General features: G+C 40.8%; 26 protein-coding genes and 1 pseudogene. 11 read left to right on the forward strand and 16 right to left on the reverse strand.

Annotated elements, in window-relative coordinates:
- Positions 1-9: 9 nt before the first annotated feature.
- The 5 genes and pseudogenes from IJ00_RS09425 to IJ00_RS29635 all read right to left on the reverse strand — a co-directional run.
- Positions 10-1,335, reverse strand: coding sequence for an IS4 family transposase (locus tag IJ00_RS09425; RefSeq protein ID WP_035152048.1), 1,326 nt, complete (start codon positions 1,333-1,335; stop codon positions 10-12).
- A gap of 314 nt (positions 1,336-1,649) precedes the next feature.
- On the reverse strand, positions 1,650-3,011 hold the full coding sequence (locus tag IJ00_RS09430) for a hypothetical protein (RefSeq protein ID WP_201782678.1): 1,362 nt from the start codon (positions 3,009-3,011) through the stop codon (positions 1,650-1,652).
- A 61-nt stretch (positions 3,012-3,072) separates the two neighbouring features.
- A complete protein-coding gene (locus IJ00_RS09435) occupies positions 3,073-3,555 on the reverse strand; it encodes a hypothetical protein (protein WP_035152407.1) in 483 nt (160 codons plus the stop codon).
- A 3-nt stretch (positions 3,556-3,558) separates the two neighbouring features.
- Positions 3,559-5,316: a CHAT domain-containing protein gene (locus IJ00_RS29630; protein ID WP_371259644.1), complete on the reverse strand. Its 1,758-nt coding sequence runs from the start codon at positions 5,314-5,316 to the stop codon at positions 3,559-3,561.
- 42 nt (positions 5,317-5,358) lie between these two features.
- Positions 5,359-6,702 (reverse strand): annotated as a pseudogene (locus IJ00_RS29635) (polysaccharide biosynthesis tyrosine autokinase); the annotation flags it as partial.
- Between the two features lie 345 nt (positions 6,703-7,047).
- Here IJ00_RS29635 and IJ00_RS09450 point away from each other — a divergent pair.
- A complete protein-coding gene (locus IJ00_RS09450; RefSeq protein WP_035158774.1) occupies positions 7,048-7,428 on the forward strand; it encodes a tetratricopeptide repeat protein in 381 nt (126 codons plus the stop codon).
- A gap of 25 nt (positions 7,429-7,453) precedes the next feature.
- Here the strand turns inward: IJ00_RS09450 and IJ00_RS09455 are convergent, their stop codons facing one another.
- From IJ00_RS09455 to IJ00_RS09485, 9 genes are all read right to left on the reverse strand, one after another.
- Positions 7,454-8,617 carry a site-specific integrase gene (locus IJ00_RS09455; protein WP_035158776.1) on the reverse strand — a complete coding sequence of 388 codons (1,164 nt, stop codon included), beginning with the start codon at positions 8,615-8,617 and terminating at the stop codon, positions 7,454-7,456.
- A gap of 423 nt (positions 8,618-9,040) precedes the next feature.
- Positions 9,041-10,135: a site-specific integrase gene (locus tag IJ00_RS09460; RefSeq protein ID WP_035152410.1), complete on the reverse strand. Its 1,095-nt coding sequence runs from the start codon at positions 10,133-10,135 to the stop codon at positions 9,041-9,043.
- 6 nt (positions 10,136-10,141) lie between these two features.
- Positions 10,142-10,291, reverse strand: coding sequence for a hypothetical protein (locus tag IJ00_RS28880; RefSeq protein WP_168163391.1), 150 nt, complete (start codon positions 10,289-10,291; stop codon positions 10,142-10,144).
- A gap of 266 nt (positions 10,292-10,557) precedes the next feature.
- Positions 10,558-11,808 (reverse strand): hypothetical protein, encoded by a 1,251-nt coding sequence (locus IJ00_RS27070; protein WP_052754432.1) that lies wholly within the window; start codon positions 11,806-11,808, stop codon positions 10,558-10,560.
- Entirely contained in the window at positions 11,805-12,173 is a 369-nt protein-coding gene (locus IJ00_RS09470; protein ID WP_035152413.1) for a hypothetical protein, read from the reverse strand. Before IJ00_RS09470 ends, IJ00_RS27070 begins: the two co-directional genes overlap by 4 nt.
- Complete coding sequence (locus IJ00_RS28885) at positions 12,160-12,303, reverse strand: hypothetical protein (RefSeq protein ID WP_168163450.1); 144 nt, start codon at positions 12,301-12,303, stop codon at positions 12,160-12,162. Before IJ00_RS28885 ends, IJ00_RS09470 begins: the two co-directional genes overlap by 14 nt.
- Complete coding sequence (locus IJ00_RS09475; protein ID WP_238178483.1) at positions 12,296-12,529, reverse strand: hypothetical protein; 234 nt, start codon at positions 12,527-12,529, stop codon at positions 12,296-12,298. The genes IJ00_RS28885 and IJ00_RS09475 overlap by 8 nt, the downstream gene beginning before the upstream one ends.
- The gene (locus tag IJ00_RS09480; protein ID WP_035152416.1) at positions 12,522-12,932 is read right to left on the reverse strand and encodes a hypothetical protein; all 411 of its coding nucleotides are present in this window, start codon (positions 12,930-12,932) and stop codon (positions 12,522-12,524) included. The genes IJ00_RS09475 and IJ00_RS09480 overlap by 8 nt, the downstream gene beginning before the upstream one ends.
- Before the next feature lie 53 nt (positions 12,933-12,985).
- Entirely contained in the window at positions 12,986-13,219 is a 234-nt protein-coding gene (locus IJ00_RS09485) for a hypothetical protein (protein ID WP_035152419.1), read from the reverse strand.
- A gap of 211 nt (positions 13,220-13,430) precedes the next feature.
- Here IJ00_RS09485 and IJ00_RS28890 point away from each other — a divergent pair, with 211 nt between their 5' ends.
- Positions 13,431-13,817: a hypothetical protein gene (locus IJ00_RS28890; RefSeq protein WP_035152421.1), complete on the forward strand. Its 387-nt coding sequence runs from the start codon at positions 13,431-13,433 to the stop codon at positions 13,815-13,817.
- 66 nt (positions 13,818-13,883) lie between these two features.
- Here the strand turns inward: IJ00_RS28890 and IJ00_RS09495 are convergent, their stop codons facing one another.
- Positions 13,884-14,210, reverse strand: a complete 327-nt coding sequence (locus IJ00_RS09495; RefSeq protein WP_035152422.1) for a KGK domain-containing protein — start codon at positions 14,208-14,210, stop codon at positions 13,884-13,886.
- A gap of 62 nt (positions 14,211-14,272) precedes the next feature.
- Here IJ00_RS09495 and IJ00_RS28895 point away from each other — a divergent pair, with 62 nt between their 5' ends.
- The 3 genes from IJ00_RS28895 (at position 14,273) to IJ00_RS27075 (ending at position 17,273) form a co-directional block, all read left to right on the forward strand.
- A complete protein-coding gene (locus tag IJ00_RS28895) occupies positions 14,273-14,449 on the forward strand; it encodes a hypothetical protein (RefSeq protein ID WP_168163451.1) in 177 nt (58 codons plus the stop codon).
- Positions 14,442-14,687: a hypothetical protein gene (locus IJ00_RS09500; protein WP_035152424.1), complete on the forward strand. Its 246-nt coding sequence runs from the start codon at positions 14,442-14,444 to the stop codon at positions 14,685-14,687. The genes IJ00_RS28895 and IJ00_RS09500 overlap by 8 nt, the downstream gene beginning before the upstream one ends.
- A gap of 180 nt (positions 14,688-14,867) precedes the next feature.
- A complete protein-coding gene (locus tag IJ00_RS27075) occupies positions 14,868-17,273 on the forward strand; it encodes a DnaB-like helicase N-terminal domain-containing protein (protein ID WP_052754433.1) in 2,406 nt (801 codons plus the stop codon).
- Here the strand turns inward: IJ00_RS27075 and IJ00_RS09510 are convergent.
- Complete coding sequence (locus IJ00_RS09510; protein WP_052754434.1) at positions 17,267-17,680, reverse strand: D-Ala-D-Ala carboxypeptidase family metallohydrolase; 414 nt, start codon at positions 17,678-17,680, stop codon at positions 17,267-17,269. The two genes, IJ00_RS27075 and IJ00_RS09510, sit on opposite strands and share 7 nt — an antisense overlap.
- A gap of 42 nt (positions 17,681-17,722) precedes the next feature.
- On the opposite strand from IJ00_RS09510, the gene IJ00_RS28900 reads away from it, so the two are divergent.
- Genes IJ00_RS28900 through IJ00_RS09535 form a run of 6 tightly spaced genes read left to right on the forward strand, consistent with a single transcriptional unit; the run spans position 17,723 to position 22,579 of the window.
- Positions 17,723-17,860 (forward strand): hypothetical protein, encoded by a 138-nt coding sequence (locus IJ00_RS28900; RefSeq protein ID WP_168163452.1) that lies wholly within the window; start codon positions 17,723-17,725, stop codon positions 17,858-17,860.
- A gap of 31 nt (positions 17,861-17,891) precedes the next feature.
- The gene (locus IJ00_RS09515; protein ID WP_035158782.1) at positions 17,892-18,224 is read left to right on the forward strand and encodes a hypothetical protein; all 333 of its coding nucleotides are present in this window, start codon (positions 17,892-17,894) and stop codon (positions 18,222-18,224) included.
- Positions 18,225-18,494 carry a hypothetical protein gene (locus IJ00_RS09520; RefSeq protein ID WP_035152427.1) on the forward strand — a complete coding sequence of 90 codons (270 nt, stop codon included), beginning with the start codon at positions 18,225-18,227 and terminating at the stop codon, positions 18,492-18,494.
- The gene (locus tag IJ00_RS09525) at positions 18,494-19,453 is read left to right on the forward strand and encodes a hypothetical protein (protein ID WP_035152432.1); all 960 of its coding nucleotides are present in this window, start codon (positions 18,494-18,496) and stop codon (positions 19,451-19,453) included. Before IJ00_RS09520 ends, IJ00_RS09525 begins: the two co-directional genes overlap by 1 nt.
- Complete coding sequence (locus IJ00_RS09530) at positions 19,453-20,034, forward strand: hypothetical protein (RefSeq protein ID WP_035152434.1); 582 nt, start codon at positions 19,453-19,455, stop codon at positions 20,032-20,034. Before IJ00_RS09525 ends, IJ00_RS09530 begins: the two co-directional genes overlap by 1 nt.
- Entirely contained in the window at positions 20,027-22,579 is a 2,553-nt protein-coding gene (locus IJ00_RS09535; RefSeq protein ID WP_046814776.1) for a hypothetical protein, read from the forward strand. Before IJ00_RS09530 ends, IJ00_RS09535 begins: the two co-directional genes overlap by 8 nt.
- Position 22,580 lies beyond the last annotated feature (1 nt).

Here is a 22,580-nt window from a genome sequence, read left to right on the forward strand (position 1 = left end):
AGTAACAAGTTAAGGAAAAGCAGGAATTGTCAAGGGTAAAGGAAAAGGCGATAAGTCAAGGGTTTGAGGCTCTTTTCGTATTGTCTTAACAACATCAAGGTTTTTGTTCTCTGGAGCAGCAAAAAATAAAACTGGATCGGTTGCTCGACCCTTGTTATAAGCATGATTAAAATGGTAAAGCCCACGAAAAATCATCTCTAAAGAAATGCGTTCAAACGGGAGGGCTATTTCATCAGCAACAGCATCTGCAAGGTCGATTAAAACTGCATAAAATAACCAAGTTGCCCAAACTTGAAGCTTGACACCATTGACAGAACCTGTCCAGAGATAACTTAACCCCAGCAAGCGTTTGGCAGTATTAAATGCCTCTTCGATTCTCCATCGTTTCGCATAAAGATCGGCAACGACATAAGGTGGAAGAATTTGAGGATCTAAAACTGAAGTCACATAGGCATACCAAGTCTTGCCTTGCTTGACTTCAATGAGACGTAAACGTAATATTTTTTGGTGTTTATCCTCTGTGTTGAAGGAAATTATCCGGTCTCGAAGTGTGTAGTCGTAGCTGAAAATTCGCTCAACATCAAATACTGCATTTGATTTGATGCGAGTAATAAAATCAACCTGTTTGGCAATCAAGCGCAAGAAAAAACCAAAATCATAAAAGCCACGGTCGAGAACTAGCAAGGTTTTAGCACTAGCAATATTAATTAAATCATCGAGAAAATTAGTATCATGTGCTAAGGGATTAGTATGAAACCAAACTTGTACGGGTAATCGTGTTAACAAATCAATCACTGTACATATTTTGCCGGCTAACTTACCTTGTGGAACATCTTTTAAACTATCTAATTTACGAAATAAAGCTTCGAGTGTTGACCCGTCCGCAATCCATATATTCACAAAATGCTTCTTGGCATATTTGACTGCTGCTGGTAGGGTTCGTTTTTCGCGAAGAAGCCAACGCGATTTCAACAATGGTAACAAATCGTGAAACACTCGTTCAAATAGTTCTGCTGGAAAACTGAGAAACCTCTGTGACAACCCCTGCTGTGATACTTTAACAGCTTTACCCCATAACAATTCCTCCTGCTCCAACATTCGAGTTAGTTCATGTACTGATGCTACTTGCCGCCAAATCACAGTTAACATCGCTGCAACCATTAATGACAGATTAAGTATACGGTCGCGTAATCCAAGGCTTCGATAATAGGCACTTTGAGCGTATATTGCTGGACTCAGCAAATTTTTTAAGTGTTCGCTTATTGCTTCATTATCCGCAAGTGGGGTGTTTCGACGACGAACATGGTCAGGGTTTCTCGGTTTTTTGGTTGGCATGATTTTGAACCAAAAGATGCACTATTACTAGTTTCTCAGCTTTTTGAGTCCCTCTATACTGCTCTTGACAAAACCTCAAAAACCTTAACTTGTCACGAATCAGTAATTATATATCCTTGGGATTGGGTATAACAAAGTCGATATTCTCTGAAATACTTCCCCGATAAGGTTGGCTGCGGGATTAAGCTTGCTCAACTGAAAATAATGGAAGCAAACTGTAAGCAATTTAAAAATTCAAAAGATTCTTTATTACTTGAAATTGTCTTTCAAGCATGGATGCTCCTTTAGTTAGAAATTTGATATTGTTGAGAGCCTTATTCCTTGGTTGTAAACCATTTATATACTGTTAAACTGATAAGCCAACCCAAAAAGATACTGATAATAATACTTAATATTGCGCCTGACCACAAGCTATAGATAGAAGGTTGAGCATTAACATGATTATTATTCTTATCTAGATATAGAGAAGAACTATTAGTTACAGGTGTAGTAATAATTTGAGCAATACCAATAGCTGCCCCAACACCAGCAAAAATTTGTCCTAACTGCGCCTGTTTTTCTTCTTGTATATTTTGGCGGTTTTCTTCATCAATGCTAACTTGGGTTTGAATACTCTGCATTAACTTATCAAATAGCTGAATTCCTGGGCTTAAGAAAGCTATATTTGATTGCATCTGCTCCAAATAAAATTTGATATCTTTTTCAAATTCAGAGAAAAATTGCGGTATGTCTTGACCAGTCACTTCCCTTATTTGGGCAATAGATTCTTGATAATTTTTATAATTTACTTCTACCAATCTCTTATGATCTTCCAAAAAAGATAGTTTTTTATAATATTCAAGAGACTCTTGAGGCAGCTTTTTGAGAGATTGACTATCCCATTTTTGTTGAGCATATTCTTCTGTTAAACGCTCAATATATTCGTAACGTTTCGCAACTTTCTTTTTTAAAGCAATGCTTTGAGGAAAGAAAAAATTGATTTTATGATAGCTGAATAAAAGATATGTAAAAATTCTGTACACTTCATCAGCTTGCTTTTCAGTCATTTTATCTTTGTACAAAAAAACACAAGTTAAATGGACAGAGTTAACTGTATATTCGTTAAACTGTTGGACAATTACGGGTTGGAAATAAATACAGAATGGACTACCTAAAAACTCATTGAATATAAGCTTATCAGGGTCAATTTGAGTACCGTAGTAGTGACTTAAACAGTTGGCGGCTATAGGTAAAATTTCTTGCTTTGAATATTGTAATTCTGGAAGAATGCCTGCAAGAATTACAGTTTGTCCTAGTTCAATGGGTAAACTGGCAATACCTTCGCCAAGATTTGCAAAAACTGGCAAAGGCTGTTCTTGGTGTATTGAAGGAACGTAGCTTGTAAAACGCAGAAGGTAAGCATCGTTTAAACGACGAGCAGCAAAACGGCTACGAATTATGCCTGTGTCTAAATATAATCTGTCATCGTTTGGGTTTGTAGAAGACCGACACTCACTAGGAACATTTGCAAGGTCTAAAATTGTTCCAGAATCTGTAAGGTCTTGTTCTATCGGAAGAAAATTGAGGAAACTAGAGGCATTTTTACCATTACTACTGGTTAGGTGAGAGGCTAGTTTTTGCAAGTTCCTAACGAAAAAATCTCTACGTTTCTCCAAAATTTCAGGGCGTTCATTCATGCTGTTACGCAGCACATAATGATAAAGATATAGCGTAGGTGACAGAAGTTTGGTAGTGGTATTAGTTTGAGTTTGGGACATTTTTATTACCTTGATTTTTCTGATTTACCACATTGGCAGCATTTTGATTGCTCTGTTGTAGTTCCTCCGATGCCCAACCTTGCAAAAATTGACAGATGTCACGACCTTCGTTTGTAAGCATTCTTTTGATTTCAGCCGAGTCATCTACATTATCGCCAGGATCACCCGTCTTTTTCATTAGGGTGTCGATACCATCCATGTCCAAGCTATCGTATACGTCTCCCAAGCATTCTTCCATGTACTCATTTCCAGGTCGCTGGCAAAATTCTGTGATGTGATTAGCCATTTTAGCTGGATCCAGTTTTTCTTCAAGTGGCAATTGTGCCAGATAGTTTGCAATGGTAAAACCAACTTGGTTAGTTAATTTTTCTTTCATTTGAGTAGGAGGATTTGTCAATATTTGCTTAAAAGCCTGACAAATCAAGATATCACTATCATTAATGAAGGTATCGTTTTCATTCATGCTTTAACATCCTGTTAGTATAAACGCTGCCCAGTAATAAGGATTTTCAAAGGGAATATCCTCTAAACGTTTAAGTGCCCGTTCTAACCGGAACTGCTCTTTAGGTTCTAATTTAGCTAAATTCCAGGTATTTGCTCTTTCTCTTAAGTCGTCAGCACTACAACGACGTAACCAATTTTGCGCTTGTTGTAGAGCGACGGTCTTATTTTCAACCTCCTCTAACTGCCGATAAAATTCATCTAGGAGAAAGGCAGTGGCAATTGAGTTAACTTTCCATAGACTACTAACAACAGCCTTTGCTCCCGCAAGTAAAAAACCTGTAGGTAAGCCTAAATACTCATCTGTTGCCTGAAACGCATCTACAACTCCTGTGCAACATGCAGAAAGAGTTACCAAGTCAGCTTTGGGCATATGCATGTCAGCCAAAATGGTGTTCAGGGTTAAATTCTCAATATCACTATCAGAGGAAAGCATTAGGTAAGAGTCAAACGGATTTTCAAAATTATATTCTGCATGTCCAGAAAAATGGAAACAATTATGATGAGTTGCACAACTTAAAATTTCCGCTTTGGATGCTTGCTGTCCTGAAAGTAGCTTGCTTTCAGTGAACCCTTGACGTTGAGTGATGCTTGCTACTTCCGCTTTTGCAAAAATTAAATCTTTATCTTGAGTAGGATTTTCTACTGTCAATAATAATTTTCTTTTCCGTTGCAGCTTTTTGCAAATATTCCATACATGAATGCTAGGAAAATAACTGACTGAGAAGCGTTCTATTAATCTTTCATTATCATTTATCCATAATGCATGAACCGGAAAAAGGTGTATATAATTATGAGGTATAATAATTAAATGCTGAATACTAGTATTTAAAAAACTCAGTAAATAATTGAAATTAAAGCATTTTGATATTTCATTAATTTTCAGTGCTAAATTGTCTATATTTTCATTCGATTCGTGATTGCTTTTAACTTGATTTTTCCCAGTTAGTTCTAATATCCAATTTTTCGCAATATTTTCCAAATAAACTTCTTGAAGCTTAACGTATAGTTTTTCAGAAATAATAGGCTTATCTTCTGTCGGTAGAATCAAAATTAATACAAGAACTGTTTCTGTAAAGAAAAACTCTAGAATAGCTGTGTCAAGTGTTAGTAAAGATTTTACTTCTGCAAAGTCGATTGGATAAGCTTTGGTTTGTTTTTTTAATTCAGGTTCTATTTCTGATGCTTTAATATACAGATTTTCTAAATCTTTTTTAGCTTGCAACCATTTTTTTTGAGATTCTGCTAATAATTGCTGGTTTGCTTGACTACTAATTTGGTAAGTATACAATTGTAGAGCTTTTTTCTCTTGCAAATAAGCTTGTTCTATTTTGTTGTTTGGCTTTGCTGTGGCTAGGTTTTTAGAAGAGTTATATGGTTTCGCTAGAACTATACTTGTAGAGTTAGCATCTTTTAGTAACAGACGTTCAACTAAATACCTATTTTTGGAATAACTAGCATATAAAGATGCATTACTAAAATCTTGAGTTTCAATACAAATTGCCACAATGCGCTGATATACATCTGAATATGAATTTATTAAAGAACGTCGAGTAAAAATGTCTTGCCCCTCTTGTATTGTATCAAGACAGGCTATTATTTGGTGATAATGAAACTTTGCTTTTTCTGGATGATGGATAGAAAGATACTTTGCTACTGTTTCTTTTTCTCGTGCTGCTTTGAGAAGTAATTTTAAATCATCTTTTGGTGAATTCTTAGTCACTGGCGGATCTGAGGCTGAGTCTGAGTCTTTTTTTTTACTGTCATAAGGTATATAATGGAATCCTTTAAAAGCAGGGAAACCATTTCCCACAACTCCAATTAAGTTTAATTTGCTCAACATTTCTGTTGCCTGAGCTAATTGAGTCTTCGTAACTTTGCTGATACTTACCACCATAACTGTGCTTCTGCAAACTGAACCTGCAAGTAAAGCATCGACTAACCCCAATACAGGAGACGCATCCATCAGTACCAAATCGTAATTGCCCTCAAATGCTGTCATTAGCTGTTGCATTCGAGGCGACGAAAGCAGATGAACTGGATCGGCAGGTGTTGGTCCAGCAGTCAAAATATCTATATGGGTATTGGAGTTACTCGATGATTGAACATTAATTAGGTTGGGTAAATCGATATCACTCGCGAGTAAAGTTGAAAGTCCCTGTTCGTTTGGTAAGTCGAGTTGCTTGTGTAGAATTGGTTCGCGCAAGTTTGCGTCAATCAATAGTACTCGCTTGTGTAAGCGCGCAGCACTCATTGCTAATCCTAAAGCTAACGCTGATTTACCATCGTCTGGTATTGCGGAAGTAATCATTAGAGATTTAAGGCTGGCAACTGTGCTCAGAAGTTCGATGTTTTTGTAAATCAGGTCAACCGATTCCCAACGGGTGGGTGATTGCAATATTTGGACTGTCCAAGGTGATAAGACTTCAGGCTTGCCAAATGGCAGTTTGATTACAGATTCTCTCGATTTGGCTGGTGGCAATTTGGGGACAGTTCCCAGCAAAGGTAAAGCGACTTGCTTTTCTAATTCAGCCGTGGTGTGAACAGAATCATCAGATGCTTCGCGGACGAAAACGGCTATAACTCCTAGAATTATTCCAATTACTGCACCAAAAATTAGATTTAGCTTGAGACTGGGAGCAATTAATATCCCTTGTTTGGGCGCTTCAATGATATCTAGTAAATATTTTCTATTTTTTTTTATATTATTTATATAACTATAATATTGTGGTAAAAGTTTTGTTAAGACTTTGTACGTCTTCTCTGGATTACGATCTGTATAACTTACTTTTAGTATTTTAGTAGCAATATTACCTGCTTTTATTCGCTCTACAACCAAAGAGCTTTGAAGCTCGTTCACAGTTATATCTGGATATTCTCTTTTAAGAGAGTCAACTACACCTTGAATCAGCCGAGGACTCTTGACTAAAGCCTGTTGAGTTGCTAAATCTATCTCAAAAATAGGCTCATTAACAAAGTTATTTTCTGTCTTACTTTGATTGTTAATCTCTATCAATAATTGTATTGTGCTTCTATAGCTAGGAGGTGTCTTTTTAGTTATGAATCCAGAAATGGCAACAGAGCTTATAAATACTAGTAATAACCAAGGAAATCTACGTATTAAAATTACTATTATTTTTGCCATAAGATATTTATTATAACTGTATATTTTGATTTCAAAATGTCTTATATTTAAGCCATATAAGACTATTGGAACGCTTATCACCCCCTGAAAATTTTATCTTTAATACCAATTTTGCATGAAGATGCACGTTATAATATACCCCTGTAGTCCCCTTACCAAGAGGGGACGAGGTTCGCTGGGATAAATATATTGTAGTTTTACAAAGGAACAGTATAGCTTTTTATACGTAATTTTTGATATCATACATGTATATTATATACATCAAATAAAATTTTTGTAAAAAATAACACTTAGGTTATTAACCAAATTATGGCTAAGTTACACGACTACGAAACATGGTTTGATAAAGGCATGGCATTTCAAGAATCAAGCCAACATGAAGAAGCGCTCGCCTGTTTCCAAAAAGCTATCGAACTAAAATCAGATTTTATTCCAGCTTGGGTTTACCAAGGCATGTCACTGGAGCAGTTACAACGGCACGATGAAGCCTTGGCATTATTTGACACAGCGATTCACGCAAATCCAGACGTTACAGACCTTTGGTACAACAAAGGGGCAACCCTATGCACACTGGAACGCTACGAAGAAGCCTTAGCTTGCTTCGATAAGGTTTTAGAAATAAATCCAAATGATGCAATTGCCCAGACAACTCGAAGCCTAACTATCGCAACCTTGAAAAGCATTAATTAAACTTGAGCGATCGCCCTCCCCAACCCTAAAACTCCGGCAAAACCAACTCCCGACTTTGCCCCGCATAATGGCGGTAAATAATCTCCGGCGAATTCCCCACCATAGTCGCCACATCCTTAACATCCACCCCATTCCTCAAAGCCATCGTAATAAAAGTATGCCGAGTTTGGTAAAGTTTTCTATACTTCACACCATCCAAACTTGCTAACACATTCCTCCAAGCCCGTCGGCTGAGATTATGCACATCAATCCACTTCCCATCCGGCGACGGAAAAACTTTCCCATCATCCGACACACCAACAGATTTAATCGACCGCAATAACCCAGCTAAACGCTGATTAATCGGGAAAACTCGCTTCTTCTGCGTCTTCAACCCCGGCTTACAAGTCAACCCCGACGACGAAATCACCACAGCTTGCTCGAACCGAAGCACCGTAAAATCGATCGCAATATGCTTCCACTGCAAAGCCACAGCTTCCGATGGTCGGCAACCCGTGATAAATAAAAACTCAATCAAGGTTGCGTAATGCTTGTAATAGCGATTTTCTTGGAATGCGGCAATAATGCGATCGCGCTCCTCCAAACTAAAAGGATTAATATCCGTCTCCTCATAATCACCCTTCGGCACCTTAATATCACTCGCCATTCCCTCAAATGGATTTTCTCCAATCAACTGGGACTTAACAGCCCAATCACAACAAGCCGAAAACTGAGTCAAAATCTTCTTCGCTGACAGGGGGCTTTTATTGGCAACCAACCAATCCCGAATTGCCACAGCCTTATCCAAAGTCCTCACTGGCAAATGCACGTTGATGCAGCGATAAATTTTGTGGTAATCCTTTGCCAAAGTGCTAGGAGACAAACTCGACCGCTTGTACTCGGTATAGCTGTCCCACAAATCCGCTAAGGACGCATGGGTTTTATTCTCGCTAGTTGTTGTAAATTCAACCTGCTGAGATTGAGGTTTGTACCTTTCCAACGTCACATCAAAATTGTTGCAGAGAATATCCAACTCGATTTGCCGAGCCTTCATTTCCGCCAACTTGCGATTGGCTTTGCTATCGGTATACCCGGTTGAAAGATAATGACGTTTACCCCCAAAACTAAAAACCAGTTGTAGGCGATCGTTAGAGATTTTGATTTGGACAGTACCCTTCGAGGCTTTGCGTTGAGAGGCATTGGAAGCCACACTAATACTCCTGAAATTCAAGCCAAGACGTAGGGAAGCTGCTAGCAAGTTACCCCACACCTTGAAAACGTTGAAATCAGCGCGCTCTGATTTACCCCAAATTTACCCCAATAAAATGTCCAAACTCGTCCAAAAATGTCCAACGTTGGCATATTCTTACACCAAATTTACACCCTTAAAATGGCTGAAATGGGATTTTTGCTCAAACAGTAAACCCCTGGAAGCTATGCTTCACAGGGGTTTAGGGGGTTATGCCAGGAACGAGACTTGAACTCGTGACACGAGGATTTTCAGAAGACGCGATGCCCGGACTAAAAGTCCTCTGCTCTACAAGCAAAACTTGAATCCCCTGTACCATAAGAAATTCAGCTATTTTGGGGGAAATAATTAATCCTTATACTGAATAGCGATCGCCACTCCAATTCAGCTTGGTGGTTTTGGTCTATCTTCCCGATTAACCAACTGAGTAAAAGCTTGGTGGTAATGTTGCTCGTTTATCCATCGATGATAGGTCTGAGTATGGATTTTTACGCTGTGACCCATCATCTGAGCCGCTAGTGTCACATCTACTCCAATCATCAGAGAACGGATAGCCCAAGCGTGACGCAATCGGTAAGGATTAAAGGGTATCTCTAGCTTACGGAAAGCATCGCTAACACTATGCCCTAATTTGTCGTTGGCACGGTTCAAATTGACATCAGGCAGAATTACCTTATTGATTTGGAATAATTCGTACCATTCGGGATGGATTGGGAATATTCGTCTATATCCCGTCTTGCCATCGTGAACAATGGCGATTTTATCGTGAGCGATCGCGTGAAAATCTAGCTTGAATACTTCATGATTTCGTAGCCCGTACACGGCGATCGCCCCAAAGACCCATCGCCACCCATCGGCTGGAATTTGCTTCCAGATATCTTGTATTTGCTCATCCGAGGGAATTTCCTTTGATGCTCCCTTGCTTGAAGAGTATTTCCCGCGCCACCGAGAAGTATTTACAGGTAAATTTGCAAAATCAGCCAAAGCACCCAAAGCCATACACATCCTTTGCCTTACTTTTGTGTCTGGCGGTGAGGCAATTATTGCTGATTCAATTGCAGAGATAGTTAAAGGCTTATTCCAGTTTAGTTTTTTAAAACTTGCCAAATAATCTTTTTTATAAGTCAATAGACTTTTGTCGGTTTTAGCCCGACGGTTAAAATAATCTGTTTCAAAATTTAGTACCCAGTCGCCAATATTTTTTATCTTCTCTGATTCATGAAAATCAATATAATTATTCCAATCAAAAATACCTAAGTCGAGACAGGCACTGATTTTAATAGCCTCGCTTTCTGCTAATTCAATATTTTTGTCTGTGCAAGACAATCCTAAATATATACGCTGTCTTGATGGCTTTTTGGATGAGGAAAAAGGCTTAGGTGGTAGAGTTCCTCTAAGCCATAATTTATCGCCTGTAATCCCAATTCTTAATCTACACCTACGCTCCAGTAATCGAGCGTTAACTTGTTCTAAGTTCATTTACGCTCAAAATCTAAACAATATTGCTCGTTCCCTTAAAATTTCAACTGCTTGTTCTGGGCTTTCTTCATCCAGAACAACAGAGAAACCTATCCTCTCATTGTTGTAGTTGCCAGTAGAAACCAAAAAATGAGCGTGAACTGTTTTTATCTTCATGGTTTAGACCTTTAGCTATGTGTTCCAGATTTTGCCTGCAATTCTTGAAAAACCTTGCTGGGAGAAGTTTTCAGCCGTCTACAGCCCATTTTTTGGGAAAAATTTTGTAGGCAACTGTAGACGGGTAATAATAATACTTTGGTAATACTATGACCAAAATATTATTCGATAATAAATTTGGTAATTTTGAGTATCCAAAATATTATTTAGTCTGTAGACGCGGTGTAGACGGAGTGTAGGCAAGTTGTAGACGAGTGTAGACGGGCTTAATTTTTCGGTTTATACCTCCATCCCATTTGATTTCCATTTCCGATTGTTTCCCCGTAATTATTGTCAGCCATTGCCGCAAAAATTACCCTAATGTCTTCTGGTGTCATACCATCAAATAACCGGGATTGTTGTTTTAGTGTTCGAGCTTTGAGGATGACATTAGGATTGAGTATTCCCCACGAATATATATAATCCTCATATTCGTTTAGGGGTAAAGTGTCGGTTATTTTTTCGATAATTTCGGGCTGTTCCTGTATCTGAATTAGTGTATTTGCTGTCCAGTTACTTAGGTCTAATTCACAAGGGTTATCGTCGAGTAAAAAACGCTTTTTACCTCCCTGTTTTAACCATTCTTCGAGTTGTTTATCCTTGAGCTTTTTGGCGTGTTCCACTGCAAACATTCCCAAACGCACCAAAACAAAGCAACTGTACAGAGTATCTTTGTCCCCTTCAAGCCCGAAATTCTCAGCAGTATCGTTTTGAGCGATCGCCAAAATAAACTGCTTATATCTCCGACCGCGTTTGGCGTGACGTTTCAGCCAGAATTTTGCATGGTCGCATTCATCAACCAGCACCGGAAATTCTTCGGCTACTAAAAAGCGTTCCCTTCCGGCTATGGCAGCATCTCCATCCTCTCCCCGAAGTTCCACTAACTCTTCGAGAGTTCGCAAATCCTCACCCATTGCCGCATTAATCGCGGTGAAATTACCCTTGCGACCAATTACATCTTCCGGTGGTAGCCAAGCCCATTCATCAGGTTTGCAGTCGGAATCATAAATCCGCACCCTACCACCAATTTTTGAGGCTAGGTACTGGGTGAAGGTTGACTTCCCGTCACCCGTTCCACCGATTAATGCTACGTGTTTTTGGCATTTTTGAATATATCCAACCGGGTCAGAAATTAAATTTTCTAGGGAATACTGGGTGGATTGCTTGCCCTCAATGACAAGAGTTGCTGTTGGTGACATCAAAGTACTGTATCTAGCCATGCGGTTTGTAATTGCCGCTTTGTCGATAATGCCTATCTCTTCTTCGAGCATCTTTGCTTGCTGTCGCTGTCGCCTACCAAAATAGGCTGTCACACAAACCGTCCCAGTGATTACGGGTTTTGTATTTCCTGAACTACTGACAATCGCAAATATGAGTAGTCCGGAGGCAAACAGTACGGAAAATATCGAGTTATTTTTGGCTTGGTTGTAGGCAATCAAGCGATTCTGTAAATCACTTGGGTGGATGGATGCCGTCAAAGTATCCCTCCCAGGAATAATCCAAGCCAAATTAATCCGACCCGAATATTTACCCAAACCGCAGCTTCCGGAACATATTTCCACACCCAAGCCACAGCTCCCACTATTGCGATACAAATAGCCAAAATTACGCCAATGATGGGTAAGGGGACGTTGACACGACGGATTACGGAAACCGCAAACATGGGGGCGGAAATGTAGGAAATTACAACCAGGGCATTATCTTCCCAGTGGGGAGAAGGCAGAAGCCGATCGAGTAGTTGGTATTTGATTTCGGCTAATTTATCCCTTTTTTGGACGGGGTAAACTGGCTGGGCTGGTGTGGGTACTTCGACGGTGATGGATGTTTGGTTATTTTCCTCCATATGGAGCCTCACAGCGTTCTGTAAGTATTTGGATGGTGGCTCGAAGGGTAAGGGCGGTCAGTGGCATTAACAGAAACAGGATGATAATTACCCCAAAGCATTCTCCCAGCCCGTGTTTAAAGTCATTCATCGCACTGGTTGATAGCCTTCAATATTTTTTCCCGCTTCTCATCGGTAAGATTGGCGTTACCGTCACAGGGGATGACCTCCAAGTGGGTTCCAGCCCGGTATAGAGCATTGTCTTTGGCGGCTTGACTTGTAGCTTTGTTGTAATGGGAAACTTGCTTTTCTACGTATTTATCCTTCATAATTTGGGGTACTGCTATAGATATTCCAGGGTTTTTGGTGCTAGCCATTACCCTGGTTTTGATTTTGTTGGTGAATTTGAGAGTAGAACAGCGATAGAACGCGGTATACGCGCCCGCCATTGGTTTGAAAAACTTTTCTGTCGGACAATCTAGCTGCTTTGGAGCGGGAGACTTTCACCATGAGCATGGAGCCGTCGTCAGCTGTCGAAAATATTTCGTAGTTGTCTAGGGCATCAAATTCGACTTGTGTACGGTCAATGGTGGCTTCATAGTGGGCTTTATGTGCATCACGAGCGTTGGATACTGTGGGTAAACCTGATAAGTTACGGGGTTTACGTGTGCGCTTACTGCCATCATCTTTGTTGCTTAAGGTGGCTTTACTGCTGTTATTGGTGGTTGTTTCCATAGGTATTGTTGGTGTTTGGGGCTTGTTTTGTGTCCTTTCTGTCATGTGTTAATCTGCGGTGACTCTTGCCCTGTAAAGGGTGTAGAGAATTACCCTAATTACTCCGGCATAACTGCCACTTTCTCTAGCCCGCAGCGCACACTCATCGAATGCTCGCAAAGGTAGCGCCAGAAGGGCATAGCTATTTCCTGACTCTCAATAATCAATGGTCGATCGCGTCCGACAAAGTTTATGGTCAGGTTCCCATCGAAAATTTCCGCATAGGCGATCGCGTCAAGATTGACCGCGATTTGTCGTTTTGGCTCAATCACGAGCCGAACAATTTTGTTCATATCTCTTAATTGACTATTTGATAATCCACACTCTCCCCTAGCAGGTCTTTCTCTAGCCCAATGCTTGCAGGCTGCTATCTCTGCATGGTTTGGGGTGATGGCTAGTTTCTTTCATACGAAACTAATGTTATTGTATTATACGAATGGAATCTGTCAATCATTTCTTTCGTACAAAATAATTTCGTTCATACAATAAAATGAGGTTGTAGTCATGGGAATCACGACAAATGGGACGACCCAAGAAATTACCAGAAGATTCGATAAGAGCGACGGTGATGATAAGCGAAACCGACTGGGAAGCTTTCCGCCTTCAAGCAGAAGCTATGGGATTGAATCGTTCAGAGCTTTTACGGATGATTGCTCAAGGGAAAGTGGCATTGAGCAGAGTTCAAAATCACAACCTCATGCTGGGAAAATCCTTGAGCGCCTAGAATTACTCGAAGGCGCTTATTTATCGGTCGTTGACGAAGACTCAAGTTATCTGGAAAATCGATTAACTCGTTATAAGCGGGAGAAGGAAGTATTTTTACGTGAGACGCAAGCATTAAAACAAGAAATACTTAACCTCCTGGCATCAGAAGAAAGTTCTGATAATTAAGCCGTCCTTACTTTGTAGTTAGGGACGGCTCTATTTTGCTTTTTAAATTTACTTGGGTATCAGTTATCAGGCTTTTCTAAAATCATCCAGTGGAGATGGTGGTGCTTGAAGGTCATCCTCCTCCGTATTCTCTATCAATGGGTCATCAGGGATAAACTCAAGCTCTAGGCGAATTTTAACCCTACCCTTCTTCCATCCTCCGCCAACACTTTGCAGTATTTCTGCTTCAACACCTTCACAGACCCAGTCCTCTTGGTCGCTGCTAACTTTTTCTTGTACCCAGTCTTTCATGTTGGACTTAAAGACAGAAACTCGCATAGTCCACTGGTCAAAAAACGATGTTTCCTCATCCGTGGAAAACACATCATCATCATTCAAAATAATTTGTTTCATCTAAGACACCATGCACCGTACACCCCTAGTATTCCCACGATTCAGCTAAGAGATAGGGTCTAATGCCAGCACTAACACGACCAGCAAATCTCTACTCCCTCACAGGGACTTTTATTCAAGAGTTTCAAATCCCAAAATTCAAGACTCAACCCAAAGTCATCATCTGGGACAAACGAGCCTTCCTACTTAGCGAAGACAACAACTATATCGAAGTTTTCTCACATTTAATCAATGACTAACCACAAAATAGACCCCATCGAATTCGTTAAAGGCAGCCAAGCTTGCGGTGATGCTATGTGCCGATTGAATAGCTATCTTCAAGAACAATTCAACCTTGACGAAACAGAATCAGCTTGGTTACTGGCAGTATTTTTACATTCAATGCCCAAATCAATCGAATTAAACCCGCATATCAAAGACACGCTCAAACAGCAAGCACAGAGAATAAAACTGCATTACCAATCCCAGGGAAACTAACACCATGAACAGCAAGTATCGGCGTACCAATACGCAAAAAAAAAACAGATAGTCTTGTACCCCACCTGTTAATAAATCCCCTTAAGGAAGGAGAAGGAAAAATGAAAAATATTTTATTTTGTGCTTCCAGTCTAGCACAAATCAAAACAGCTTACTTACCAATCTGTGGAGGGAATTAACATGATTGCTATCCCACACAGTGAAGACTTTGTAAACTTTAAAACCACTCCTGACGCACCACCAGAAAATATAGAAGCGGAAGAATCTATCCTAGGCGGTATCATATTAGACCCGGCAGCAATTTACAGAGTTAAAGATAGATTAAAACCCGAACATTTCTATGTAGAGTCACATCGAGAAATCTATAAAGCCTGTCTCAAACTTAACAAGAATAATCAACCGATAGACTTAATAACGGTTACTTCTTACTTATCAGACAACAAGAAATTATCAAAAATAGGAGGAAGAAACAAACTCGCCTCAATAGTTGACCGTACAGTATCAGCAGTAAATATTGATGCTCTATCTGATTTAGTCATCAGTAAGGCTGTACGTAGAGATTTAATCAAGGTTGGGAATCAATTTATCCATTTAGGATATGCCGGAGAATATGACCTTTCGGAAATATTTTCTTTAGTACAGAAGAGAACTCAGGATTTAATCTCAGCATCAACAGCTAGAACAAAAGAAGAACAGCTTGATTATATTAACGACAGGCTGGTTGCTGAACTAAAAAGAATATACTCCACCATCCCAGAGCCGAATAAACGATTACTAGCTCTCAAATGGTTAGCTAATGAGTTTGATACATCCATCGGCTTCCTAGAGCATTTCTACCTCAAGTCCCTGGCTTCCCAGTGTTCAAAGCTCATGACTTACAAAGACTTGAAGGAAGCGGCACAATCCACCGTCCGACGCTGGTTACTCAACGGATTAATTCCCAATGCCAGCACTATTCTGTTAGCCGCCGATGGTGGAATCGGGAAAACCAAGATGGTTTACAACCTGGCAAAAAAAATCATTGACGGAACCCAATTTGGTGATTTTATTGCCACAGGACAGAAGCGACGCATTCTCTACTATCAAGGGGATGAGTCTGTTGGGGATATGTACCAAGCACTAGAAACTCTTGGATACAGTGAAAGCGATATTCAAGAACACGTCCGGGTAAGGTTCGGGTGGTCGTTTGAAAATATGCCCGTACTCATCCAAGACTTACACGAATTCCAGCCACATTTTATAGTTGTTGATTCTCTATCCTTTGCGAACCGTTATTCTATGTTTCGTGAAGGTGAAGCCGAATATGCCAGACCACTACTCGAATGTGCCGGACTCGCAACCGAATATAACAGCACTTTTTTGTTTATCCATCACACCAACCGCGACGGAGGAGTTAGAGGTACAACTGCCATTAGAAACTCAGTCAGTGAAGTCTGGAAACTATCCAAAGACACCAGCCACACATCAACACCATACGACCGGATACTGGAGATTGATAAATCACGGTCTAGGAGTAGCGGGAAAAAATACCGTTTGTACTTTGAGCCAGAAACACTAGAGTTTACTTTCCTCGGTGAGGAAGGGGAAGAACTTGGTGGACCGAACCGCACAGCTAAAGAAAAAATTCTGCAATATCTTGCTGACAATCGGAACCAGAATTTTACAGCCAGAGTTATGGCTCAACTACTTTACCTCAACGAAACAACCACAGGAAGAGCGCTTAGAGACTTGTCCTCTGACGGTCTAGTTAGTTGCAACAGGAAACCGGGAAAAGCTTACACCTACTTTTTGGAATGGACGGGCGATCGCCACGCTCGTAATGACGAGCATAGTTACGAGCGTGATGACGAGCGTTACGAGCATAATTACGAGCCACAGAATCCAGGCATAGCAACGGTTACACCTATTTCCTCACAAAATAGCTCGTCAGGGGTCGCACCCCTTACGACCTCTGATTACGAGCTACGGAACACAGACACCGCAAGAGTTTCAGCCGAAGCTCGTAACGCACCCTCCAATTTTGATGCTCAAAAAAACGAACAGGAGAAAAAACACCATCAAAAAACGCACCTTGATTACGAGCTTCAGCCGAAAAGCTTACCAGTAAATGATTCTGACGCTCGTAATGGGTGTGACCCCTCTTACGAGCTTTGCCCGGAACCCTTGCCCGTCAACAATTCTGACGCTCGTAATCATGCTCGTAATAGCTCGTCACTACCTACAATAAAATCTCTTCACCAATCGCCTGTGGGTGAAGTCAAAGCGATCGCGATTCCTGGTGGTCAGGATGGTGGTTATGAAATCAGATTAGAGATTCCCAATTTGGAGACCGTTGTTGCTTCCACATCTCATACGGAGCAGAGGAAGGTACAAATAGTTGTCAAGAAAATGTTGATGCGTCACCTAAAGTCCTTGAGATATGAAATTCACGTAATTACCTCACCGCCAGGGAATTACGAATGGGTAAATGCGACACTATCAGAACATCACCCCAATGAGTACAACCCAAAAAGAGATAAGTGGGTATTTCTTTACAACGGGCATGAATATCCGATTTTTGACCTAAGCCTAATTAGGCTTCAATAATTCCACCGTGCCCGCGTTCCTCTGAGGTCAAGGTGGGTGAAGTTAGGCGATCGCCCCAGTCCACCCTTCCACCATGGGGTTAGACGGTCGTATACCGATAAAGGACATATTCCGGAAATACTAAAATCGACGGCATCACCTACCAAGTGCCGGGAATGGCTTGCACCTCTGACCGCACGGTTAATCGATGGTGGTCGATACCAACTATGGATTTTTATGGGTTTATTCCCCAGAAATTCCCGTACATCTTCCAAAGCCATGGCAACTTTAATGATGTTTTGGCTGATATCTTTGTTTGCGGGAATCCTTTGTCCGTCCTTTGTTGCTTCTCCCCAAGAAAAATGCCCATTGGGGATAATTGGGGTAGTACTAACTACTAACCCAACTCCAGGTATTTCAAATCGCATAAAAATTTCATTTCTTATTTAAGGATTCCAGGATAATCAAATTTGATAGGGGAATCCTCAGAAGGATTGCGATTTCTGGAAATTAAAATTAATTTCCCACTACGTATTTCTAGGGAAGTGAGGATAAAATTAAAAGCGATCGCGGAGAGTGAAAAGACTGCGATCGCCAGGTGTAAATGATGTGTTCAATCGTACATCATTGCTTACACAAATGCCAGAACCAACATTAGTACAAGTCTTCGGCGTAAACGCAACTCAAACCAGCACCACTTTAACCATCTCAAAATCAGATTTAGCCACAGTGGGATTAACTGCTTCTGCAAATAATACGGCTGAATCGCTTTTAGTGGCTTTGGTGAAACTTTGGAATGGATACCTGACAGAAGCAAATCAAGAGACAAATGTGGACATACAAGTGACTGTCGAGCCAAGTCAATTTCCATCAATAGTTTTTCGGAATGAGCAAAACTATCGACAGAATACATACAACATCAACATTCAGAAAATCGACTCAGGCACAACCATAGACCCGGACGACTACTAAATGGAGTTATCAGATATTTTCGGTGCTGGGGCTGTACAAACCAGCACTCATTTAATTATCCAAAAAAGTAGTTTTCAATTTAACAACACTGCGGAGAGTCTCTTAAAAATTATCTTGACATCAGCTACGTCAATTAATAGCCAGTCTCTTAATATTAGAGCTACACCAGATGAACTGATTAGTAGAGAATCCTCGGAATACTTACAATCGACAGTTGTTATTGAATTCAGTAAACCGGATGCTGAAGATATAGACCCCGATAACTATTAATGTTACTCACCTTAGAACAAATTTTTGGACAAGGGACTGTTGAAAATGCTTCAACCATTTCAATCCCAAAATCAGGATTATCTGGATTGAGCGCATCAGCTAGTAATTCTCCTGAAAGTTTACTAGCTGCAATTTTAATTAATGCACTACGACAGTTTCAAGGGGAAATAACTGCAAATGGACAAACATTAAACGCTAATGGGAATCCATTAACATATAGCAACAAAAAATACTGGTATGCACTAATTAACCTTGAGCCTTGGACAACTTTTTTTGAAAATGGGAAAGTTGTCCATACTTTTGTTTTTCATTCATATAGATTCAACTTAATCATGGATTTTATTGACTTACCGGAGAAAGTATCACCCGCACTGATTGACCTGCTTGTACTTCAAGACCCCACGAATGAAGTAACTTACAAAACGTTAATCTCAAGTCTTCCATTTTTATCCTCGACCAATAACAAACCCGACTATTTTAGACAAGCTACAGTCCCCACAAATCCTCAAGCAGGAACACAGTGGGATGAAATAGATGCTAATGGACACTTGATTGAGTCTTGGGTTTATACAGGTACGCAATGGGAATCAAGAATCAAGGAATTTAATTGGTTTTTATCGGGTAGTGGAGGTAATTCTACTGGCTATCCAGTAAGGAATGATTACAGATATAAAATTTTAACATGGGAATATACTTTAATTGCCAATAATATTTGGAATGCTAGCAATTTTGTTGCTGTGACTCTATGGAGATCTAGCGGTGCAACTAATACTGTTCTCTCTACTGCTACTTATAACTCTGCTACAGCAGGACAAATAAGACAGATTAAAACAGAGTTGAAACAAACACTTGATTTTCAAGTTACGATTGCCGATCGCCTTGCGTTAGGTGTATCTGTAACAGGTACAGTGACTTTTAATTATTCAGCTTTGATTAAATATCAATTAATTAGAAGATAATGGGAAAAGAATGCATTGGAAAGACATCAGGAAAAATAATAATCAATGAGCCGATTTCGATAGTTTTAGAAAATATCAAAGCTCCATTTGAAATTACTAGAGAGAATCTCAAATCCTGGCAAGTAAATCAATATGTGAGTTATAGACCAGACAATAATTGCCAAGTCCAAGCTTGGGATAAGTTTCTATTGAATGACAGTAATCCTTACTCTATTTGGACATTTAACAAGCAGTACGATGTCACTGAATGTACAACTCAAACAGCTACATATAGGATTAGTAATCAATTTGGTCAATCCGACGGGAATATATTTTTCGCAATCATTCCCAATGGATTCTCTTTCGTACCTTGGAAGTGCCAGATAAAAGTAATAGATGGTGATGGGAATCAAGTCTTTTTTAAAGATTATGACTATGGAAAATGTCCATCAATAAAAGTGAATTGTGCTGGTTGTCCTTCCGGACAAATAGAATTAAAAACCAACCAATATCCCGGATACTGCTGCCTATCGTGTTCAGAAATTAAATCAGAAATAAAAAATATGGCTTCTAGTTTGAAGGGGATAAAGTTAAATGGCTGATTGCTGTGCCGAATTAAAAAAAGAAATAACTGCTTTAAAGGCAGAAATAGCAGCATTAATCAATAAAATAAATAGTATTCAAAAAATTGATGAAGAAAAAATAATTAATGCCGCAGTGAAGCGAACAGAAGCTTCAATTATGCCCACAATAGCTCCAACAGCCACTCAGGTTGCAACGGGAATTGTAGCTGTCAAACTCGAACCTTTGAATCAAAAAATTATAGATGCTATCAGCAGGGCACAATCCGCTATTACCAAAGCAGACACAGCCGCAGGACTAGCTACTACAGCCAAAAGCGCCGCAGAAACAGCCAATAGCGCTGCTACTACAGCAAAGGGAGCCGCAGAAACAGCAAAAGGATTAGCTTCAGCAGCACAAACCACAGCTAGCAAAGCCGCCGGAATTGGAGTACAAGCAAGTAACCTCGCTAACTCAGCCGCTCGTGCTTCTGGAATAGCTCAGAGTACCGCAAATGCAGCGAAAAATGGGGTTGAAGTTGCCAAGGGAGCGGCAATGAACGCCAGAAGTATCGCCGATGTTGCGAAATTAGCAGCTGACAAAGCATCAGGACTGGCTTTTTCTGCAAGCAATCTTGCTAGTAATGCTTCCAATGCAGCAGGGGCTGCTGTCAGTGCATCAGGGAAAGCCTTGGGGACAGCTGTAGGAACAGCCTCTAGACTGGCTAACTTAATTGCTTCATTTGCTGCTTTAGCAACCAGCGTGGCAACTCTGTTAGCTTTGGGAAATCGAGTAGATACACTTGAAAATGGTTTGGGGCAGGTAGCTGCTGATATTGCGATGGTTTTAGGATTGCTAGGAAGGTACGTAAGAAAAAGCGAATTTCCTGACCTTCTAAGACGATTTGCTCCTCAAGGAATTCAAGGTCCCCAAGGGGAACGCGGTGAAAAAGGAGAGCGTGGAGAGAAAGGAGAACGCGGAGAACGTGGTCTTCCAGGTAGGCAAGGTCCAGAAGGCAAACAGGGACGGGAAGGCAGACAGGGGAGACAAGGAGAACGCGGAGAACGTGGTCTTCCAGGTAGGCAAGGTCCAGAAGGCAAGCAAGGACGGGAAGGCAGGCAAGGTCTTCAGGGTCTTCAGGGTAGGCAGGGTCTTCAAGGTAGGCAGGGTCTTCAAGGTAGGCAAGGTCTTCAAGGTAGGCAGGGTCTTCAAGGTAGGCAGGGTCTTCAAGGTAGGCAGGGTCTTCAAGGTAGGCAAGGTCTTCAAGGTAGGCAGGGTCTTCAGGGTAGGCAGGGTCTTCAAGGTTTACAAGGAAGACAAGGTCTTCAAGGTTTACAAGGAAGACAAGGATTTATGGGACCTCAAGGTGCAACTGGACTTCAAGGACCTCAAGGACTTATGGGGATGCGAGGAGCGCCAGGAGTACCGGGAGCGCCAGGAGCGCCAGGAGCGCCAGGAGCGCCAGGAGCGCCAGGAGCTACTGGACCACGGGGCTTTACTGGTGCAACTGGACCTCAAGGACCTCAAGGGATACCCGGTACACCTGGTAAAGATGGAAAGGATTTAGATATGAAATTCTCTAATATTTCAGTTCCCGTATTTAGCTCTATTGATGAAATGACTAGCGAAATTAGATACACCTCAGTATCAATTCCTGTCATTAAAGGTACAGAGGGGCAGGAAGCCTTAAAATTTTCAAGAATAGCTCAAACGGAGGGAAAAGCGGCGCTAACTAATCTCAGGCTTGGAACTGTAGAATTTCCCGCATCTGTTCCGGAATGGATTACAGAGAAGGAACCATCACCAAAAAGAATAAATAATTTAGCTCAATATCTCGCTTGGAGCGTCAAGCAGATGGACGCGATGCATGGTCAGTACCCCATTGAGATAGAGATTGAAGATGCTGACCTTACCCAAGAAGGCAATCAGAAACAAACCATTTCTCTACCCAATGCAGCAGAGGCATTAGCTGAGATTTTAGGAATTTTACTAATCCTCAGAAGCGAATCCGATGCAACTCTTAGCGCCACCATTCGGGGAATGATTGAAGCTGGCAGTGCCAAGCAAAGCGCGATTATTGCCGCCGACTATGCTCAAGCCAACGCCGAGTTTTTAGGATACAAAGGTAAGCAGATTCAAAAAGATATTCCCATGTCGTTTACCCCTGGACAATCAAAACTTGACCAGGTACTCAAGGAAACAACCATCAAATTAAAATCCTGGGAAAACGAAGATAAGGAAGATTTAAATGACCATCTTGTACCCCTTCTAGAACACGCTGCAATGTGGAAGGCAGCAAACTTCCGAAATTTAGGAACTTCTAACCCTGCTGAAGCTCTCAAAAAGATTCTCCGTAGGGGATTTGACCTAGATGATGAGACAGAGAAAAAGGTCAAAGAACGGCAAGACCCGACTAAAAAAGACTCCTGGGACGGGTTTGTTGAGGAAACCGAGCAAGGGTTTATTAGTAAGTTAGGAGTAACTGACACCACTAATCCCTATGGAAGAGAGTATGATCGCCGTCCGAAAATTAGGGAAATTGGAAATACAGCAGACGATGAAAACCGACCAGAGGGAGGGGCATAAA

It is taken from the genome of Calothrix sp. 336/3, from assembly GCF_000734895.2.
GTDB lineage: Bacteria > Cyanobacteriota > Cyanobacteriia > Cyanobacteriales > Nostocaceae > 336-3.

What these genes read in the sequence shown, in the direction of transcription:
- IJ00_RS09495 (WP_035152422.1), bottom strand. Translation starts at nt 14,210, where the DNA reads ATGAAACAAATTATTTTGAATGATGATGATGTGTTTTCCACGGATGAG.
- IJ00_RS09435 (WP_035152407.1), bottom strand. Translation starts at nt 3,555, where the DNA reads ATGAATGAAAACGATACCTTCATTAATGATAGTGATATCTTGATTTGT.
- IJ00_RS09475 (WP_238178483.1), bottom strand. Translation starts at nt 12,529, where the DNA reads ATGGCTAGCACCAAAAACCCTGGAATATCTATAGCAGTACCCCAAATT.
- IJ00_RS09480 (WP_035152416.1), bottom strand. Translation starts at nt 12,932, where the DNA reads ATGACAGAAAGGACACAAAACAAGCCCCAAACACCAACAATACCTATG.
- IJ00_RS09500 (WP_035152424.1), top strand. Translation starts at nt 14,442, where the DNA reads ATGACTAACCACAAAATAGACCCCATCGAATTCGTTAAAGGCAGCCAA.
- IJ00_RS09450 (WP_035158774.1), top strand. Translation starts at nt 7,048, where the DNA reads ATGGCTAAGTTACACGACTACGAAACATGGTTTGATAAAGGCATGGCA.
- IJ00_RS09520 (WP_035152427.1), top strand. Translation starts at nt 18,225, where the DNA reads ATGGAGTTATCAGATATTTTCGGTGCTGGGGCTGTACAAACCAGCACT.
- IJ00_RS09430 (WP_201782678.1), bottom strand. Translation starts at nt 3,011, where the DNA reads ATGAATGAACGCCCTGAAATTTTGGAGAAACGTAGAGATTTTTTCGTT.
- IJ00_RS09525 (WP_035152432.1), top strand. Translation starts at nt 18,494, where the DNA reads ATGTTACTCACCTTAGAACAAATTTTTGGACAAGGGACTGTTGAAAAT.
- IJ00_RS09460 (WP_035152410.1), bottom strand. Translation starts at nt 10,135, where the DNA reads ATGAACTTAGAACAAGTTAACGCTCGATTACTGGAGCGTAGGTGTAGA.
- IJ00_RS09515 (WP_035158782.1), top strand. Translation starts at nt 17,892, where the DNA reads ATGCCAGAACCAACATTAGTACAAGTCTTCGGCGTAAACGCAACTCAA.
- IJ00_RS09510 (WP_052754434.1), bottom strand. Translation starts at nt 17,680, where the DNA reads ATGCGATTTGAAATACCTGGAGTTGGGTTAGTAGTTAGTACTACCCCA.
- IJ00_RS28895 (WP_168163451.1), top strand. Translation starts at nt 14,273, where the DNA reads ATGCCAGCACTAACACGACCAGCAAATCTCTACTCCCTCACAGGGACT.
- IJ00_RS09425 (WP_035152048.1), bottom strand. Translation starts at nt 1,335, where the DNA reads ATGCCAACCAAAAAACCGAGAAACCCTGACCATGTTCGTCGTCGAAAC.
- IJ00_RS28885 (WP_168163450.1), bottom strand. Translation starts at nt 12,303, where the DNA reads ATGAATGACTTTAAACACGGGCTGGGAGAATGCTTTGGGGTAATTATC.
- IJ00_RS09470 (WP_035152413.1), bottom strand. Translation starts at nt 12,173, where the DNA reads ATGGAGGAAAATAACCAAACATCCATCACCGTCGAAGTACCCACACCA.
- IJ00_RS09485 (WP_035152419.1), bottom strand. Translation starts at nt 13,219, where the DNA reads ATGAACAAAATTGTTCGGCTCGTGATTGAGCCAAAACGACAAATCGCG.
- IJ00_RS28880 (WP_168163391.1), bottom strand. Translation starts at nt 10,291, where the DNA reads ATGAAGATAAAAACAGTTCACGCTCATTTTTTGGTTTCTACTGGCAAC.
- IJ00_RS28890 (WP_035152421.1), top strand. Translation starts at nt 13,431, where the DNA reads ATGGGAATCACGACAAATGGGACGACCCAAGAAATTACCAGAAGATTC.
- IJ00_RS09535 (WP_046814776.1), top strand. Translation starts at nt 20,027, where the DNA reads ATGGCTGATTGCTGTGCCGAATTAAAAAAAGAAATAACTGCTTTAAAG.
- IJ00_RS27075 (WP_052754433.1), top strand. Translation starts at nt 14,868, where the DNA reads ATGATTGCTATCCCACACAGTGAAGACTTTGTAAACTTTAAAACCACT.
- IJ00_RS09530 (WP_035152434.1), top strand. Translation starts at nt 19,453, where the DNA reads ATGGGAAAAGAATGCATTGGAAAGACATCAGGAAAAATAATAATCAAT.